Annotated in this window: 15 protein-coding genes; 7 read left to right on the top strand and 8 right to left on the bottom strand. The window is 39.2% G+C overall.

Going from position 1 to position 16,587, the window contains the following annotated elements:
• Positions 1 to 178: 178 nt before the first annotated feature.
• The gene (locus IQ31_RS16720; protein WP_088163270.1) at positions 179 to 598 is read left to right on the top strand and encodes a hypothetical protein; all 420 of its coding nucleotides are present in this window, start codon (positions 179 to 181) and stop codon (positions 596 to 598) included.
• On the top strand, positions 588 to 1,088 hold the full coding sequence (locus IQ31_RS16715) for a hypothetical protein (RefSeq protein WP_075990247.1): 501 nt from the start codon (positions 588 to 590) through the stop codon (positions 1,086 to 1,088). The genes IQ31_RS16720 and IQ31_RS16715 overlap by 11 nt, the downstream gene beginning before the upstream one ends.
• Before the next feature lie 16 nt (positions 1,089 to 1,104).
• On the opposite strand, the gene fcl is transcribed toward IQ31_RS16715, so the two are convergent.
• On the bottom strand, positions 1,105 to 2,046 hold the full coding sequence (gene fcl / locus IQ31_RS16710) for a GDP-L-fucose synthase (RefSeq protein WP_088163269.1): 942 nt from the start codon (positions 2,044 to 2,046) through the stop codon (positions 1,105 to 1,107).
• Between the two features lie 201 nt (positions 2,047 to 2,247).
• On the opposite strand from fcl, the gene trmB reads away from it, so the two are divergent.
• The 5 genes from trmB to IQ31_RS16685 all read left to right on the top strand — a co-directional run bounded on the left by trmB (position 2,248) and on the right by IQ31_RS16685 (position 10,166).
• Complete coding sequence (gene trmB, locus IQ31_RS16705) at positions 2,248 to 2,904, top strand: tRNA (guanosine(46)-N7)-methyltransferase TrmB (protein ID WP_145328756.1); 657 nt, start codon at positions 2,248 to 2,250, stop codon at positions 2,902 to 2,904.
• 437 nt (positions 2,905 to 3,341) lie between these two features.
• A complete protein-coding gene (locus IQ31_RS16700) occupies positions 3,342 to 6,593 on the top strand; it encodes a SusC/RagA family TonB-linked outer membrane protein (RefSeq protein ID WP_145328755.1) in 3,252 nt (1,083 codons plus the stop codon).
• A gap of 12 nt (positions 6,594 to 6,605) precedes the next feature.
• On the top strand, positions 6,606 to 8,075 hold the full coding sequence (locus IQ31_RS16695; RefSeq protein ID WP_145328753.1) for a SusD/RagB family nutrient-binding outer membrane lipoprotein: 1,470 nt from the start codon (positions 6,606 to 6,608) through the stop codon (positions 8,073 to 8,075).
• Positions 8,076 to 8,078: 3 nt separating this feature from the next.
• Positions 8,079 to 9,341, top strand: coding sequence for a DUF5689 domain-containing protein (locus IQ31_RS16690; RefSeq protein ID WP_145328752.1), 1,263 nt, complete (start codon positions 8,079 to 8,081; stop codon positions 9,339 to 9,341).
• Positions 9,342 to 9,470: 129 nt separating this feature from the next.
• Complete coding sequence (locus IQ31_RS16685) at positions 9,471 to 10,166, top strand: DUF937 domain-containing protein (RefSeq protein WP_145328750.1); 696 nt, start codon at positions 9,471 to 9,473, stop codon at positions 10,164 to 10,166.
• A 117-nt stretch (positions 10,167 to 10,283) separates the two neighbouring features.
• Here the strand turns inward: IQ31_RS16685 and trhO are convergent, their stop codons facing one another.
• The 7 genes from trhO to IQ31_RS16650 form a co-directional block, all read right to left on the bottom strand.
• Positions 10,284 to 11,270 carry an oxygen-dependent tRNA uridine(34) hydroxylase TrhO gene (trhO, locus tag IQ31_RS16680; RefSeq protein ID WP_145328748.1) on the bottom strand — a complete coding sequence of 329 codons (987 nt, stop codon included), beginning with the start codon at positions 11,268 to 11,270 and terminating at the stop codon, positions 10,284 to 10,286.
• A gap of 95 nt (positions 11,271 to 11,365) precedes the next feature.
• Positions 11,366 to 11,581, bottom strand: a complete 216-nt coding sequence (locus IQ31_RS16675; RefSeq protein ID WP_046673143.1) for a DUF3820 family protein — start codon at positions 11,579 to 11,581, stop codon at positions 11,366 to 11,368.
• Positions 11,581 to 12,336, bottom strand: a complete 756-nt coding sequence (locus IQ31_RS16670) for a glycosyltransferase family 2 protein (protein WP_075990241.1) — start codon at positions 12,334 to 12,336, stop codon at positions 11,581 to 11,583. The genes IQ31_RS16675 and IQ31_RS16670 overlap by 1 nt, the downstream gene beginning before the upstream one ends.
• Before the next feature lie 5 nt (positions 12,337 to 12,341).
• On the bottom strand, positions 12,342 to 13,256 hold the full coding sequence (locus IQ31_RS16665) for a glycosyltransferase (RefSeq protein ID WP_145328746.1): 915 nt from the start codon (positions 13,254 to 13,256) through the stop codon (positions 12,342 to 12,344).
• A gap of 3 nt (positions 13,257 to 13,259) precedes the next feature.
• Positions 13,260 to 14,132, bottom strand: coding sequence for a glycosyltransferase family 2 protein (locus IQ31_RS16660; RefSeq protein WP_145328744.1), 873 nt, complete (start codon positions 14,130 to 14,132; stop codon positions 13,260 to 13,262).
• A complete protein-coding gene (locus tag IQ31_RS16655) occupies positions 14,133 to 15,593 on the bottom strand; it encodes a lipopolysaccharide biosynthesis protein (RefSeq protein ID WP_075990238.1) in 1,461 nt (486 codons plus the stop codon).
• A gap of 23 nt (positions 15,594 to 15,616) precedes the next feature.
• On the bottom strand, positions 15,617 to 16,360 hold the full coding sequence (locus IQ31_RS16650) for a DeoR/GlpR family DNA-binding transcription regulator (protein ID WP_046673148.1): 744 nt from the start codon (positions 16,358 to 16,360) through the stop codon (positions 15,617 to 15,619).
• Positions 16,361 to 16,587 lie beyond the last annotated feature (227 nt).

The following is a 16,587-nucleotide window of genomic DNA, read 5'->3' as shown; positions in this document are numbered from 1 at the left end:
TCGCAAATTATTCGTATGAATAATTGGTGTAGAATACATATCATCAGGCTATTTCTAGGATAGATTTTTACGATAACACCTTTCTTTTAGGATAGAGGATTGAAGTTGCCGGCGTTGAGCCGAAACAGGATTCGTTTTAGAACTAGACATTGAAATAGCCTGAATAATTTTAAGATGCATGGAAGAAGAAAAATTTTCACTTAGCGGTACTTTTCAAAAAACCAAAGAGTACATTGACTCCCAGTTTAAGCTTGTCAAATTAAAGACAATTGAGCGTTCTTCTCGATTGATCGCTAGCCTTGTAGTTGATGCGACAAAGCTGATATTCACGTTATTTGTCCTGTTTTTTTTATGCCTGGCACTGGGTTTTTGGCTCGGAGAATTACTGGGGAGTTATTCCTTGGGCTTTTTGGCGACAGCGGGTATTTTCTTGGTGATTATTATCTTAATACGGGTTTTTGAGCCGATGTTAGAGTCCAAATTTATGGATCTTTCTATCCGCCGTTTTTTGGCTAAATGGAACGATGAGATTGAGGAGGAGGAAGAAGATCTACATAAGGAAAAACTTGATAGAGAAAGGGCTACAAATGAACAATAAACATACTAAAATACGTAACCTACAAGAGCTTAAGGCTGAGATTTCCCGTTTGAAAGCCCTTAAAAATGAGCAAGAAGTCTATCTTAAGACTCAATTTACCTTGCTCAACAATAAAATAGAGGCTCCAATTCGCTTTTTCAATACATTAAAAGACAACATCCCAGGGGTAAATATTGTCCAGCAGCTGTTCTCTAAAAGTAGCAATCCAGATTCCGATTGGCTAACGAAGACCTTACGTATCGGCGTGCCTTTTGTTATGAATAGGTTGTTCCTAAAAAATACCGGTGTTTTTAAGAAAGCGTTGATGTTGCTGTTGTCAGAGCGTGCTGTCGGCCAGATCAATCAAGATAAAATCAGTGGCCTCCTTAGCAAGTTAACACAGTTTATTCGTCCCAAAAAGAAGAAAAATAAAGCTGCCCAAGCTGAAAATGCGGTTATCAAGGATGAGGTTAACGAGTACGGAATTCCTTCCTATAGCGAAACCTACTAATGCGATCGCATTGGATTTATTCGGAAGCGTTTGCTTCTTTTTCCAAAAAATCCGCATAAGCTAGTTGAATGCCTTCCCGGAGGTTAACTTGATGTTTCCAACCCAGTGCGTGCAGTTTCGAGACATCCATGAGTTTTCGTGGTGTTCCATCTGGTTTGGAACTGTCGAAGGAAATAGTGCCCTTGTAGCCAATAACGTCTTTAATCAATTCGGCAAGGTCCTTAATGCTTAGATCTTCGCCAATGCCAATGTTGACAAATTGTTTCTCATCATAATTATTCATTAAAAAGACGCAGGCATCTGCCAGGTCATCGGAAAAGAGAAATTCCCGTAAAGGGGTTCCTGTTCCCCAGATAATAACTTCAGGGAGCTGATTGATCTTAGCTTCATGAAATCTTCTGATCAAGGCCGGTAAAACATGTGAGTTTTGCGGATGGTAATTGTCGTTAATTCCATAAAGATTCGTTGGCATAACGGAGATATAATTGCATCCATACTGATCCCGAAAAGCTTCTGCCATTTTTATTCCGGCGATTTTAGCAATAGCGTAGGGCTCATTTGTAGGTTCCAGTGTGCCCGTAAGTAGCATATCTTCGTTCAAAGGCTGTGGTGCCATTTTTGGATAAATGCAGCTTGAACCTAAGAACATTAATTTTTTAACCTTATTATCGTAGGAAGATTTGATGACGTTGTTCTGTATAGCCATATTCTCGTAGATAAAATCTGCGCGATAGGTATTGTTCGCCATGATCCCTCCAACTTTGGCTGCGGCTAGGAAAACATAGTCAGGTTTTTCCTGATCGAAAAAATCAGCGACCGCTTGCTGGTTGCGCAAATCTAATTCGGAAGATGTGCGTGTGACAATATTGTTGTAGCCAAGCTCCGATAATTTGCGATGAATTGCCGATCCGACCATGCCGCGATGGCCTGCTATGTAAATTTTAGCGTCTTTCTCCACGATAAGTTATTGATTCCTGCAAACTTAGATAAATTGCTTTTTATATGCAATATAATTCGCCCTTAAGAGGGTGATTTATTCATTCATGTGTGTGCTATCGGACTTCGGACTGTTCCGTAATTGGCGGTATTGGTGCTGTCCTTCAGATTTATTTTTTTTAGCGGGAATATAAGGTTATTTTTGCGGGATATTTATTAAAAAATGGGAAAGGACAAACTACGTAAATTTGCTGAAGTTGCTACTTTTGAAAATGTAATCCAACTCGACGCAGGCAAAGAATATAAAGGAAAATGGGCTGAAAAGCAATTTGGTAACAATAATCCAGTTGTTTTGGAGCTTGCTTGTGGTAAAGGTGAGTATACTGTTAATCTAGCGAGATTGTTTCCGGAGAAAAATTTCATCGGTATCGATTTTAAAGGTAATCGTATTTGGCGTGGAGCCAAGACAGCTTTGGAAGATGGAATTCGGAATGTTGCTTTTCTTCGGATACAAATTGAGACTATCCTTGAACATTTTGCTGAAAATGAAATTGATGAAATCTGGATTACCTTTCCGGATCCGCAACCGCAAGATAGTCGTGAAAAGAAACGATTGACAGGGCCAAAGTTTTTAGATCGTTATAAAATCATTATGAAACCCGAGGGGATGATGAATTTGAAAACAGATAACGATGGTTTCTATGCTTACACACTGGAGCAAATTGAGATACAGCATTTGAAAAAATATAAAGAAACGACGGATCTTTACCATTCAGACTTGGTGGATAACGTTTTATCCATTAAAACATACTACGAGCGGAAGTATTTGGCACCTGACAAGAACATTAACTATGTGAAGTGGAGTTTCGAAAAACGATAACGAATAGGTTTATTTCATAATAGAAAGTCTAAACGAAAGTTTAGACTTTTTTTTGTTTTTAGTAATTGCATTATTTTTGCTGTATTTTATTGGATTTCAATTGATTTAAGAGTCTTTTTTGGAGAGGCTCTTTTTTGTTTAATCGATATTTAAATAATTTCGATTTATTTCGTTTTTTAAATATTATTAATTATTTTCGATTTGAAAATAAAAAATAACCAAAGAGCGATCGCTTTAGATCGAGCCTAATGTGTGATATTCCTGCCGATGCGGACTTCAATACATTTTTTAAATATTTTAAACAATGATAATATCATTAAAAAGAAATGATATTCGAAACAATTGTTAACAAAAAGAAAACATTAAGTTAAAGTATACTTTTTGTTAAGAATATATTTTTGTGCCAAATTGAAAATTAACAATTTACACCAATAACTATGTTTAGTATTAACCCTATCCAAATTAATCTGAGGCACTCCTCCTCGAAAGTGCTATTTGCGGCATTAGCAATTGCGTGCACTACAGATTTTACGGCGATAGCAGCTCCACTGGGATCTGATCACGCTGTGCATGCAATTAAGCAGACCAAGATTAAAGTAAAAGGTCAAGTTGTCGATAATCAGACGAAAGAACCCTTGGCATCCGTATCAATCCTTGCAGCAGGTGTAGTTAAAGGAGCGACTGACCGGAATGGTAATTTCGATATTGAAGTTGAATCAGGAGCAGCGATCCGTTTTCAGTTGATAGGCTACGAAGCGGAGACGAGGACGTTTTCATCCAGCCAATTGGATGCTAAAATTTCTTTAAGTGCGAGATCCGAGGCGCTTAATGAAGTCGTTGTAACAGCACTGGGTATACAGCGGGAAGAAAAGGCGTTAGGTTATTCCATTAGCACGGTAAAAGGCGAGGAATTGACGAATGCAATTTCAAACAACTGGACAGATGCCCTAACAGGAAAAGTTGCTGGTTTGAATTTGGTAAAGTCAGGTGCAGGACCATTGGGATCCAATCAGATTATTTTAAGAGGGGAAACATCTTTTACAGGTGATAATTCCGCATTGATTGTTGTTGATGGTGTTGTCATGGGGGCAAGTGCACGAATGACCGGTAATGGTAACTCCAATTACTTGGATAGTGATTCTCCTGTAGATTTTGGAACATCATTGGCGGATATAAATCCAGATGATATCGAATCCGTTTCTGTATTGAAAGGGCCCGGCGCCTCAGCGCTCTACGGTTCCCGTGGCGCACATGGCGCAGTGATTATTACTACGAAAATGGGAAAAGGTGCTAAAAATAAGATTGGCATATCTGTTAATTCAAATACGGCAATCGGGACGATTAATAGATGGCCTGACTATCAATATGAATATGGGCAAGGCGCGGTTGATCAGGATCTTTATTATTCTTATGGGCAGTCAGAGGATGGTGCAAGTACTTTAAGTACGTCTTCTGCTTGGGGACCAAAATTTGATGGTCAGTATTATTACCAGTACGATCCTAATTTCTATCGTTTGACACCTCCAGAGCGGACATTGTGGAGACCCTATGAAAACAACAGAAAAGATCTTTTCCAAACGGAACTCACGTCTACCAATTCAATCAGTATTTCAGGAGCAACAGAAAAGACTAGTTCGAGGTTTTCATATACCAACGTCACGAACAAATGGATTATTCCGAACATGGGTTATAACAGGAACACCATCGCTATGCAGTTTAATAACAAGGTGACAGATAAGCTGAGCCTTTCAACAAAAATTAATTTTAATAATAGAGGATCAGATAATTTACCAAATAGCGGTTATAACAATCAAAGTTACATGTACTTTGTGCGGGGTATTGTGCCGAATGTGAATGCAGCTTGGCTTGAGCAGAATTGGATTCCGGGAAAGGAGGGAATTGAACAGATGACTCCGTTTTCAAACCTGTTGGATAATCCAAGAACCATATCTTATGATATGATCAATGCGCAGGATAAAAACAATATTATTGGAAATTTACAGGCAGATTATAAATTCAACAAGGAATTGAATTTGATGGTGCGGACGGGAATCGATTGGAGCTATGATAAGCGCAAACAATCAAGGCCATTTGATACCTATAAATATGCTTATGGCTATTACCGCGAGCAGTCAATTAATAGCCAAGAAATTATCTCCGACTTTTTATTGCAATATAACAATCAACGGAGCAGTCTTCACAAATTTGGCGCATCGGTTGGTGGTTCGTTAATGCACAATAAGTATGTTAAAGATGATGCTTACGCTAACAGTCTAATTTATCCGAACCAATATAATTTTGCAAATGCCAGGGAAAAAGTTATTTACCTCCCCCTTCGCAGCGAATATGCAGCCAATAGTTTATATGCCTTGGTAAACTATAGTTATAAGGATATGATTTTTGTCGATGCAACAAATCGTATTGACTGGGCGAGTACATTGGCCTCGCCAAAACGGAATGAAGTTAACGCATTTATTTACCCTTCGCTTAATACGAGTTTTGTTATGTCCCAAATGCTGAACCTGCCAAAAGCGATAAATTTTTGGAAAATAAGAGCATCGATTGCTCAAGTCGGGAGTGGGGGGATACGTCCTTATCTAAACTCTTATGGCTACCGCAGTGTGGAAGGAACCACGGGGGGCCTTGGGAATCCAACTACGGTTCCAGATGAAAACCTGACGTTTGAAAGTACACGGTCCTATGAGATAGGGACAGATTTTAGAATGTTCAGAGATCGACTCAAATTAGATCTTACTTTGTACTCCAACTCGACATTTGATCAGATTATTGAGTCTCCGCTGGATCCTTCAAGTGGTTTCAGAAATCAAATTACGAATGCTGGAGAGGTACGTAATAAGGGGATAGAGATTGCGCTTTCTGGCGATATCATCAAGAAGAAAGATGGTTTAAATTGGAATATGTATGGAAATTTTACGAGCTATGATTCGAAAGTTATTTCCATACCTGCGGATCTGCAAGGCGAGTTAGTGCTTTCCACTTTGTTTGGGAGTAGAGGAACAATTGTGGCCATACCCGGTAAACGATTTGGTGATATCTACGGACTCGGATATGAGCGGAATCAGGATGGTCAAATTATTTATGAAAATGGACTTCCTGTATTGTCACAAAAGAACATGTATATAGGTAATCCAAATGCAACGACCAAATTCGGTTGGGGGAATGAATTTAAATACAAAGGATTTAGATTTAATTTCTTGTTTGATGGCCAGTTTGGGGGGGTAGGCTATTCTTTAACACATGCCGTATTGATGGAAGAGGGAAAATTAAAAAAGACAATTCCGGGACGATATAACGGTATTATCGGTGATGGTGTTGTGAAGAATAGTGATGGAAGCTACAGCAAGAATACAGTTGTTGCGTCTGCTGGAGATTATTATGCGAAACATTTTAACCGGGATAATATAGAATCAAATACGTTTTCCACCGATTTTATAAAGCTTCGTGAGGTCAGGTTTGACTATACATTACCTAAGTCTTTTGTTGAACGTTTGAAAATTGAGCGCGTGTCAATTGGGGTGTACGGAAGAGATCTGTTTGTCATGACCAAATGGCCTTCATTTGACCCAGAGTTTGGATCGCTAAATTCAAGCGGTATTGAGAAAGGCGCAGAGATTGCCCAGTTCCCTTCAACCCGCACAATGGGTGTCAATTTATCATTCTCATTTTAATTCCAGAGCATTATGAAAAAGAATATAAGAAAAGGTTTTATTTTGTTGGCAGCCTGCGGGATGTTACAGGGCTGCACTAAAGACTTTGTTGCGATAAATACAAATCCAAATGCAATTTCTGCGGCTGCACCACAAAGTCTCATAGCACCAGCGTTACTTAATGTGCTAAACACAAATTTGTCTCGTAATATGCGCATCAATAATGAGCTTATGCAAGTGACGGTAACGGTAAATGATGCTTTGGAGATTCAACGGTATGAAATCAGGCCGTCAGAAGCTGAATCTACCTGGTCCGGTTGGTACGTGCAGTTGACGAATATACGCGATATTTATCAGAAGGCGGGGGAAGGGCAGCAGAAGGGTTATCAGACATACCAGGGTATTTCGCTTATATTGGATGCTTGGGTGAGTTCGTTAATAACCGATATGTATGGTGATGTACCTTATACGGACAGCAATAAAGGGTATAGTGATAGTAATTTAACTCCTGTATTTGATAAACAGGCCGATATTTATGCGGATATCTTCAGAAAATTAGAAGAGGCCAATACGCTTTTAAAAGGTAAGGTTGCTGTTGAATCGACCAATTTGGCGATGGATCCTATATTTAATTCTGATCCTGCAAAATGGCAGAAATTCGGCAACTCCTTATATCTGCGATTATTGCTGCGTATAGCACATAAATCGGAGACCAATACCGTTGCAAAGATCAAAGAAATATTAGAAACGAATACCGCCGAATATCCGGTGATGCAAAGCAATGCAGAGACAGCAGCTTTATATTACACCAATGTACAGCCTTACATGAACCCTTATTTTAATAGCCGTGACATAGATTTTAATGGAAGTAAAGGCTATTCAGAATTTTTTATTAATAATCTGTTGGACCTTTCAGACCCACGATTAAAAATTTGGGCGACTGAGGCTACATTAGGAGTGTATGGTGGTATGCAGTCCGGATACAAACGAGGTAATGTTCCGGAACAACAATCAACTCTTTTAACAAGCTTAAAAGCAGACTCACATATGGGAAATATTATGAATTATGCAGAGTTGCAATTTATTATTGCTGAATGTGGTCTGAGAGGATATGCTCAGGTCGATGCGTCTGGAGCCTATTTAAAAGGAGTGAATGCAGCCATGGAATATTGGGGATTAACAGCGCCAACAACTTACCTAGCTAGTGACAAGGTTCAATTGCTGGCTACAGACAGTGATCATGCGAAATTGAAAAAGATACATTTGCAAAAATATTACGCAATGTTGTTTACGGATTTCCAACAGTGGTACGAGTACCGCAGGACCCAATTGTTGGATTTATACAAAGGTCCGGGCTTGTTGAATCAAGGGAAAATGCCGGTACGTTTAAATTATCCAACAATTGTACAATCTTTAAACAAAGTAAATTATCAGGATGCTGTGAGTCGTATGGGGGGAGATGGGATAAATGAAAAAATGTGGTGGCAACCTTCAATCAACTAATCAATGAAAAAGTTAAAATCAATACTATGCAGTGTGCTGGCAATGTCAGTATTACTGTCCGGTTGTATCAAAGACAACGTCAATGAATCTATAGGGACACTAAATCCTGAAATATCATTGTATACGCTACGCAGTCTGTATAAAAATTCCGATTTACAGCTTAATGAGTCTTCGCTGCAAGGGGCGCAATATATCAAAGCAGTGGTCGTTTCGCGCGTGGAAAATAAGAATCTTCCGGAAAATACACTTGCTGTACAGAATATTTGGCGAAATCAACGCCGCGGCATACTGGTAGAGGTTCCGAATGCGTCTGAATTTAAATTTGGAGATTCGGTTCAGATCAATATTAGTGGTTCAAAGCTGATTAAAAAAGATGGCTTATTAGTTCTTTCAGTCGACAATAATCAGCAGCTTAAAGTCTACTCATCTGGTAATAACATTGCTCCATTGCCTGTTGCGGTTTCAAGTCTAAAGTCGAAGTTTGATGAGTTTGAATCAACCTATATCGATATTACAGCTGATGTTGAACCTGAACCCGCTGCCGGGACAGCATTGAAAGGAGATAAAATCTTGATGGATGGTGATAAAAATGAGATTACATTACATACACAAGATAATGCGACATTTGCTGGACAATCTATTGCTCCAAGTGCTTCTTTCAGAGGGATTGCATTTAAGGAGGGCGAAAAGCTACAAGTTAGGATGCAGAGTTATGCTGATATGGCTTATGCAAGTGGTAAATTGTATGTAGGTTGGCCCGAAACTTTTGATGCTGTCGATGCAAGCGTGAAAGGTAGCTACGACATGAAGGATAAAAACGCGGTCTCTTTTCCGACAGGACAATGGTATCTGTATCAAGCTATTTTAGGGAATACAGCTGGACGGGACCGTATTGTTTCTGGAAAAAATGCTATCCGAATGCAGCAGAATTTAAATGTGGACGGTTATGTACAAATGAATTTCGATGTGCCAAATGGCGCGTCAAAAGTTACTATTTGGTATGGCTCCTACTGGACAGATCGCTCGAGCACATTTAAGTTGGAATATTCGACGGACAATGGGAAAACTTGGACACAAACAGGTGAGTCTATTTCAGATGCCCATACAACGACAGAGAGCATGAATTCAAAACAGGCTGTATTCTTAATGAATATTCAGGGGGCAGTACGCTTTAGAGTTACCAAGCTTGGATTAGGAACAAGTAACAATGTGATTAATAACGGAAGGTTGGGATTGGATGATATCGCTATTTATAAAAGTTATTAATTTAAAAAGTTGATTATAAGAAAGCCTCATCGGATTACACAATCCAATGAGGCTTTCTTATAATCAGGTATTATCTCAACTCGTCAAAAAAAATCGTTATCTTCATGATATAACTATAAACGAAGACTTATGAACTTAACAGATTTAGTTACAGGCGGAGTAGGCTCTAAAGCGATAGAGACTATCTCAAAAATTACTGGTGTCAGTGAATCTAAAGCAAAATGGATAGTAGCGGCGGCAGTTCCTTTGATGATTGCTGCATTGAACTACAATGCGAAAAACAAAGGCCAGGCAGAAAATATTGACAATGCTATTGATCAGCATAGCAATAGCGGAATACTCGATAAAATTGGTGATCTATTCGGACAGGGAGGAACGGAGCAGAATGGATCTGAAGATGGCAATAAAATTGTCAACCATATGTTTGGCCAAAATACTGAAGTCGTGACACAGAATATTGCGGATAAAGCAGGCTTGAGCTCTTCTCAAGTGACAGGCGTACTGGCCACACTTGCTCCAATCGTAATGGGGTATTTAGGGCAACAAAAGCAGGCTTCGAGTGGCGGAGGGATTGGTGATTTAATTGGTTCTGTACTAGGTGGCGGAACATCACAAAATGCAGGTGGTGGTATGTTGGGCGGTATTTTGGGTTCTTTTTTAGGCGGTGGCCAAGAAGAACAGCCCCAAACAACAGAGCAGCCAGCAGCAGGGAGTAATATTACGGACATGTTGGGCGGGCTGGCAGGTAGTTTTTTTGATAAAAATAACGATGGACAGGCGAAGGGAAATATTCTTGATTCGATAGCCGGTATGTTTGGAAAGTAAGCTATTATTTGTCCTGATAAAAGCTAGTACGGGATTAAGTTAAGATGACGCAGATCTTAAAAGTGATGAGGTCGGAAGTATGTAGCTTCCGACCTCATCACTTTTGTCCAATTCGTATTAATCTTCGACCGATACTTTCGGCGGGAAATTTTTATGTTTTCTTTTGCTGATTTTGTCAATATTGACGGGTTGAGGTACCTTGACATAATATCCTGTTCCGTCATATTCACGTTTATTGGGGTTTTCTTTACATGCTGTCGAGCAGCATCCGTCCATCTCCCAGCCGCACTCATCACATTGTGTGAAATGTTCATTACAAGTCGGGTTGGCACAGTTGATCATTTTAGTGGTTTGCTTACCGCAATTAAAACAGGTCGATACCACGGAAGGGTTGACAGAGTTTACATCAACTGTAACACGATTGTCAAAGACGTAGCATTGGCCTTCGAAATCTTCGCCACCAGCTTCCTTCCCGTATTTGATAATTCCGCCATGTAATTGATAAACGTCCTCGAAGCCTTCTTTTAACAAAAGAGCAGATGCCTTCTCACATTTGATACCCCCTGTGCAGTATGTCAATATTTTTTTTCCTTTATATTGTTCAAGCTCTTTGATTTTCTCAGGGAACTCGCGGAAATTGTCAATATCTAAGGTAACAGCATTTTTAAAATGACCAACATTGTGCTCGTAATTTGAACGTACATCCAATACAACCACATCCTCTTGGTCCTTCATAGCTAAGAAATCTTTCGGTTCAAGGTGCACACCGGTTTGACGGTTAGGGTCAATTTCTTTTGGATCTCTCAAGCCAGAGTGAACGATTTCGGCTTTATAGCGACAATGCATTTTAATGAATGACGGTTCATCTACAGCGTCAATTTTGAACTCTGTTTTGTTGAAACGACCGTCGGCATAGATGGCATCCATATAGCTTTTACAGGCCTCTACAGTACCTGAAACAGTTCCATTAAGACCCTCATCAGCGACAATGATACGGCCAACCAAGTCCAGAGATTTACAAAATTCTAAGTGATCTGATGCAAATTTTTCGGCATCCTCGATAGGGCTGTAACAATAGTACAGCAAAGTTTGATATTGTGTCATGATATTCATTGATACCGCTGCAAACGGCGTTTAATGCTAAAAATAAATTTAGTGCAAAGCTACAAAAAATAATAAGTGGAATAAAATGACCGTCGTCACCTTTTCTTTAAAGGTTCGAGCAGGTATTCCAAGCCATTAAGCTTTATTTCATAGAGTGTCGCTAATTGCTGGCCTAGCTTTCCCTTTGGAAAGCCTTTTTGGTTATACCAGACTAGATAGGGTTCAGGAAGGTTACATAACGTGTAGCCCTGATATTTACCAAAGGGCATCTTTACTGTAACAAGCTCGGTTAAGATTTCAGGATTTAACATTAGTCTTGGGGTTTTCCATAATTAAGACGGTACCAAATAGCTTTTAGTGCGATGATGCCATGATTGAATAAATTGGGAATGGTCCCATAGTAGTGTTTGAAAATAGCGAAGCGCTCTTTCAAGGATTCCTTATGTCTTTGTTTTGACATCCCACCCACAAGATACCGGGCTACATATTGCTGTGCATTGACTGTTTTTTTTGCCTTTTTGGCACAACGAATAACCCAGTCAATATCAGCACATAATTTATAATTGAGATCGTATGGCTCGGCAATTTCCCGCTTGATATAGATGGCCTGATGGCATATATTCATACCATATCGAAAGCTTTTCCAGTCGAAATGAACCGGAACTTTGTGCCTCCGTTCACCAATAATATTTCGATTGTCATCTACGAGGATAGTTTCGCCGTAAAGAATATCCGCGTCATCGCTCAGTTTGGCAAGATTCTCAATGCTGTTGAGATCATAGATCTCATCTCCTGAATTTAGAAAAAGAACATAATCACCTGTTGCTAAGGCTAATCCCTTATTCATTGCATCATAGATCCCCTTATCCTTTTCGGAGAGTAGAACGGTGATTTTATCCCTGTATTTTTGGATGATCTCTAATGTTCCATCAGTTGATTGTCCATCAATGACAATATACTCTATATGATCATAGCTCTGATTGACAACAGATTTCAGGGTGTGTTCTATGTCACGCACATTGTTGTAAACGACAGTTATAATCGAAAATTTGGGATGAGCAGACATGTTGTTTATATATTGAATTTATTCATTTTCTTCTTCAGGAATCGGATGCCACGGTTGAATAAAGATCCTTTCCGATGTGCATAGAAATACTTGATGGCCTCATAAGCTTGCTTGTTTTCTGAAATTTCCGTCGGAAAATACCGTACAGGGCTTTCTGCTAGTGTAACCTGATAAGTTGCTTCCGCAGCTGTATGTGTACCCGAACCATCGTTGCCAATATTCTGTGTCATCGAATTCCTTGGATACAAAACTAACCCATTTTTTTTGAATACAGAAGCATACCAGCGTATCGCCCAAGAGTTGATCTTTCCGGCCTTAAATTCCTGCACTTGTTTCCAGAAGTTTTCTTTTCCCTCTATACTGAATTGATGTATCTGCTCGGCCGTAAAATCCGATACAAGTTCATCAATATTCGGATTGAAATGTTGCCAGGCGCGGTCCCAGGTTGCCCAGCCCCAACTATTGGCGACCCGAAAAAAGAAGGTCTCAGGCAGTTTATTTAAATCTTTTAGTGGATAACCATAACCGCTGATCTCCATCACCTGATCTTGATCTTTATAGCGCTCCAGTGCTTGATTGAAATAATCTAGGGCAAATACAGCAGTTTCCAGATCGTCCTCCAAAACAATAATCTTTCCATGTGCATTAACCACTTTTGTAACTCCGTCGATCACATTGGCCGCCAAACCCCAATTTTCTGCTCGTTCGACAATAATAACTTCTTTAAAGTTCCGGGACTGGTTGATAATCTTTCGGACTTCAATAACAGCTTGAACAGATTTTTCGTTTTTTGCAGCATCCGAATAAATGTAAAGCGTAGTCTGGTCTGCAAGCTTGTTCTGTTCTAAAGCTGAGAGTGTTCTTATTGTATGATCAGGACGATTGTACACAAAAAGTATGACTGGAGCAATATTGTTCATTTATCAATAGATTTTGTTGTATGCTTTTTTGTTGCTTAGACGAGTACGATAAACTGCTCCCGATTTGCCCAGCAATCTAAAAGCAATGTTTAAGTAGCTTTTTGCTTCAAAAATATGACCTTTAAAAATTGAAGCTCCCATTTTTTTCAGACTCGCCAATACGGCCATCGAAAAAGATCTTACAAAGGTATAATTGATATTGCAATACTCTGTCAAATGATATACAAATTCGCTTTTCAGAAAGGTTTTTCGGTCTGTTTTACGCTGTTGTCTATCGTGATAGGCCTTGGCCTTGTCTGCGAGAATGATATTTAACCCGTAGTACTTGATGCGATTGGCATAATCCTTATCTTCTCCATAATGGAAAAAGATCGGCGCGAAACCACCGACTTTTCTGATCACTGGGTTGGGGATAAACCAAAATGCTGCGTTGACGAAAGAGCAAATGCGATGCGAATTTTCGCTAGTAGCATTTTTTGTATATAAAGCAAAACCATGGTCCAGTGTTGTTTCGGTTCCATCGTAGTGAATAGGCGAGATAATTCCGATATTGTCTGCGTTTACTTTCACTAAGTTGGCGATGCAGTCCCGATCCAGCCAGGCATCCTGGTTGACTAAAAATGCATAATCATATTCTTCCTTCAAAACAATGTCAAGTCCGATGTTGTTGGCCTTTCCAAAACCCAGATTTTCGGAACTTTCTATTAGTCTTATTGTCGGATACGTTTCTTTTATGATCTGTGTGGTATTGTCTCCCGAATTGTTGTCGACAACTAAAATATCTGTGGGGTAGCTCGAATCCAATAGACTGGGTAAGCACTTGTGGATCCAAGGCTCAAAATTATAAGAGACGATTATGGTGAGAATCTTGGCCATCTATTTTTTTCGGATAACTGTTAGGAAATAGTGGAATAATTCCAACAAAATGCTGGGTTTAAAGATTCTATTGACAATGATATATGCACATACAGCCACTCCAATTGTACTTGCAAACCGTAGATAGAGGTTGGCGATAGCTGCGGTGGCATAGTGAGCTGCAATACAACTGGCAGCTGCCAATAATGCATAAGCAAAAATATCTGCCAGAAGATAACGAAATGAATAATTCATATAAGGTTTAGCGGAAGCATACCAAACGAATATCCAGAGGGCATTTAATGCTGAGGTTAATCCAATGAGTAGTTCAAGACCTAATGATTTGCCGAAGAATAGAATAGCGATTTGGAGCAGACCAAACACGATGATATTCCGCATATAAACTTCGGGTTTTCCCTTGCTAATGATGAGGTTGGAAAAAACATTGCTTACAGAATCAAATGCAGCGCCAATACAAAATATTTGAAGAAATATGGCACTTTGTGCCCATTTATCGGTGATCGCAATAGTAATGAAATCTTGTGCTACAGTTGTTAAACCAAATAACATCGGAAAGGCTAAAAAGGCCGTAAAGGAAATTAGTTTTCGAAAAACCCGAATTTGTCTATCCTTATCATCTTCTATTTCCTTTAAAATGGGCTGTGTCACATTATTGACCATATTGGTCAATATATTCTGTGCCATGATGCTCCAACGATTAGGATTCACGGTATATCCCAGTTCTTCAGCGGTATAATGCCGGCCTAAGATCGCTGCGTATATATTCTTGTTGATGTTGATGAAAATATTGGTGACTAGTATTTTACTGCTAAATCCTAAAATGTCGCGAATAGGTCGGAAATCGAACTGGAAAGTAGGTCTGAATTTGGAAAAATACCAGAATCCAAGCATATTGAAACCACTATAGGAGACAATTTGGATCGCGTATGCCCAATAGGCGTAGTCCTTATAGGCTAAATAAACCCCGACTATATTTGATGCAATAAGCGCAAAGGTGCCTGTGATGACTCTTTCTTTGATTTTTAAATTCCGGAAGAGGTAAGCATTGTGCGCAATACCAAAGCTACCTAGCCAAAAGGATAAAAAAGTAAATCTGCTAAGTTCTACAAGTACTGGTTGATTATAGTATAAGGCGATAAGAGGAGCCGCAAAAAATAAAACAATATAAATAAATGTTCCAATTCCTACACTTGTCCAGAATACCGCGTTATAATCTTTATGTTCAACTTCTTTTTTATTGACAATTCCATACACAAATCCACTTTCTTGAAAAGCGGAGGCGAGAACAGAAAAGATGGTGATCATAGCTACTAAACCATAATCTTCTGCTGTTAGCTTACGGTTTAGTAGGATGCCGAAGCCGAAGCCCAAAAACTGCTGGATGATACTGGCCATACCACCCCATAGCAGTCCTTTTGTTGTTTTTGATTTTAAAGAGTCATTTTTCGTTTGCGATGACATGCTAAATTAAATGAGCGGCAATATTAAAGTATTGCAATTGTATTCGCAAATTCTTTTAGGGAAACATCAGTTGGATTGACATCGGTAATCAAATAAGAAATATCACGTAACGGCACAACTTTCATTTTTTGAACTGAATTTAGTTTCTCAGCAATACTTAAAATAGCCACTTTTTTTGAGCATTTAATCATCGCACGTTTGATTTGTACCACCTCCCAGTCTGAATCGGTCACCCCATCTTCTACTGAAAGAGAATTTGTTCCCAACAAACAAAGATCGACCTTAAGATCTGCCAATTCATTAGCGACTTGGGCTCCGGAAACGATGTTTGTATTGCGTGAAAGTTTTCCGCCAACTAAAATGACTTCAAGGTTTGGCTTTTCGGCCAATTCTAGTGCAACTAATGGACTTATAGTAAAAAACGTACACTGAAGATGATCGGGTATTGTTCTCGCTAATTCAATTAAGGTTGTCCCGCCTCCGACTAAAACAGTCATTCCATTGGAGATTAAAGTGCTTGCTTTCTTGGCAATTTCTTTTTTTGCCTCCTTGGCATATACGTTTCCATCCTGAAATGGGAATTGAAAAGATTTTGATAATGCCCCACCATAGACTTTTAGAACTTTTCCATTCTCCGCGAGTTCGTTTAAGTCACGTCTAATTGTATCTTCAGACACATTCAGTTGAACACTTAGATCTGACGATAAAACTTTGTTATGTAGGTTAATCTGATGTATAATGAATGCTTGTCTTTCTTCCTTTAACATTGGTCTTTGGTTTTTAATCGGAATTTAAAAATAATTAAAAAAATCAGTCTAAATGTAGTGAAAATTATTCTTCCTTTTTGTCAATTTTTGTTATGCCAGCTTTGAATCTCGGTTTGAAGCCCGTGGGTTTACTGGCAGCGGGTTCCTGTGTTTCTGTGCTGTTGTTTTCAGGTTCAGCCTTTACGCTGTTATCTAGCTTAATTTCGTCTTTCGTATCGGGCAGCTGT

Source organism: Sphingobacterium siyangense (genome assembly GCF_007830445.1).
GTDB classification, from domain to species: domain Bacteria; phylum Bacteroidota; class Bacteroidia; order Sphingobacteriales; family Sphingobacteriaceae; genus Sphingobacterium; species Sphingobacterium siyangense.
This window is presented reverse-complemented; position numbering and strand designations above follow the sequence as displayed.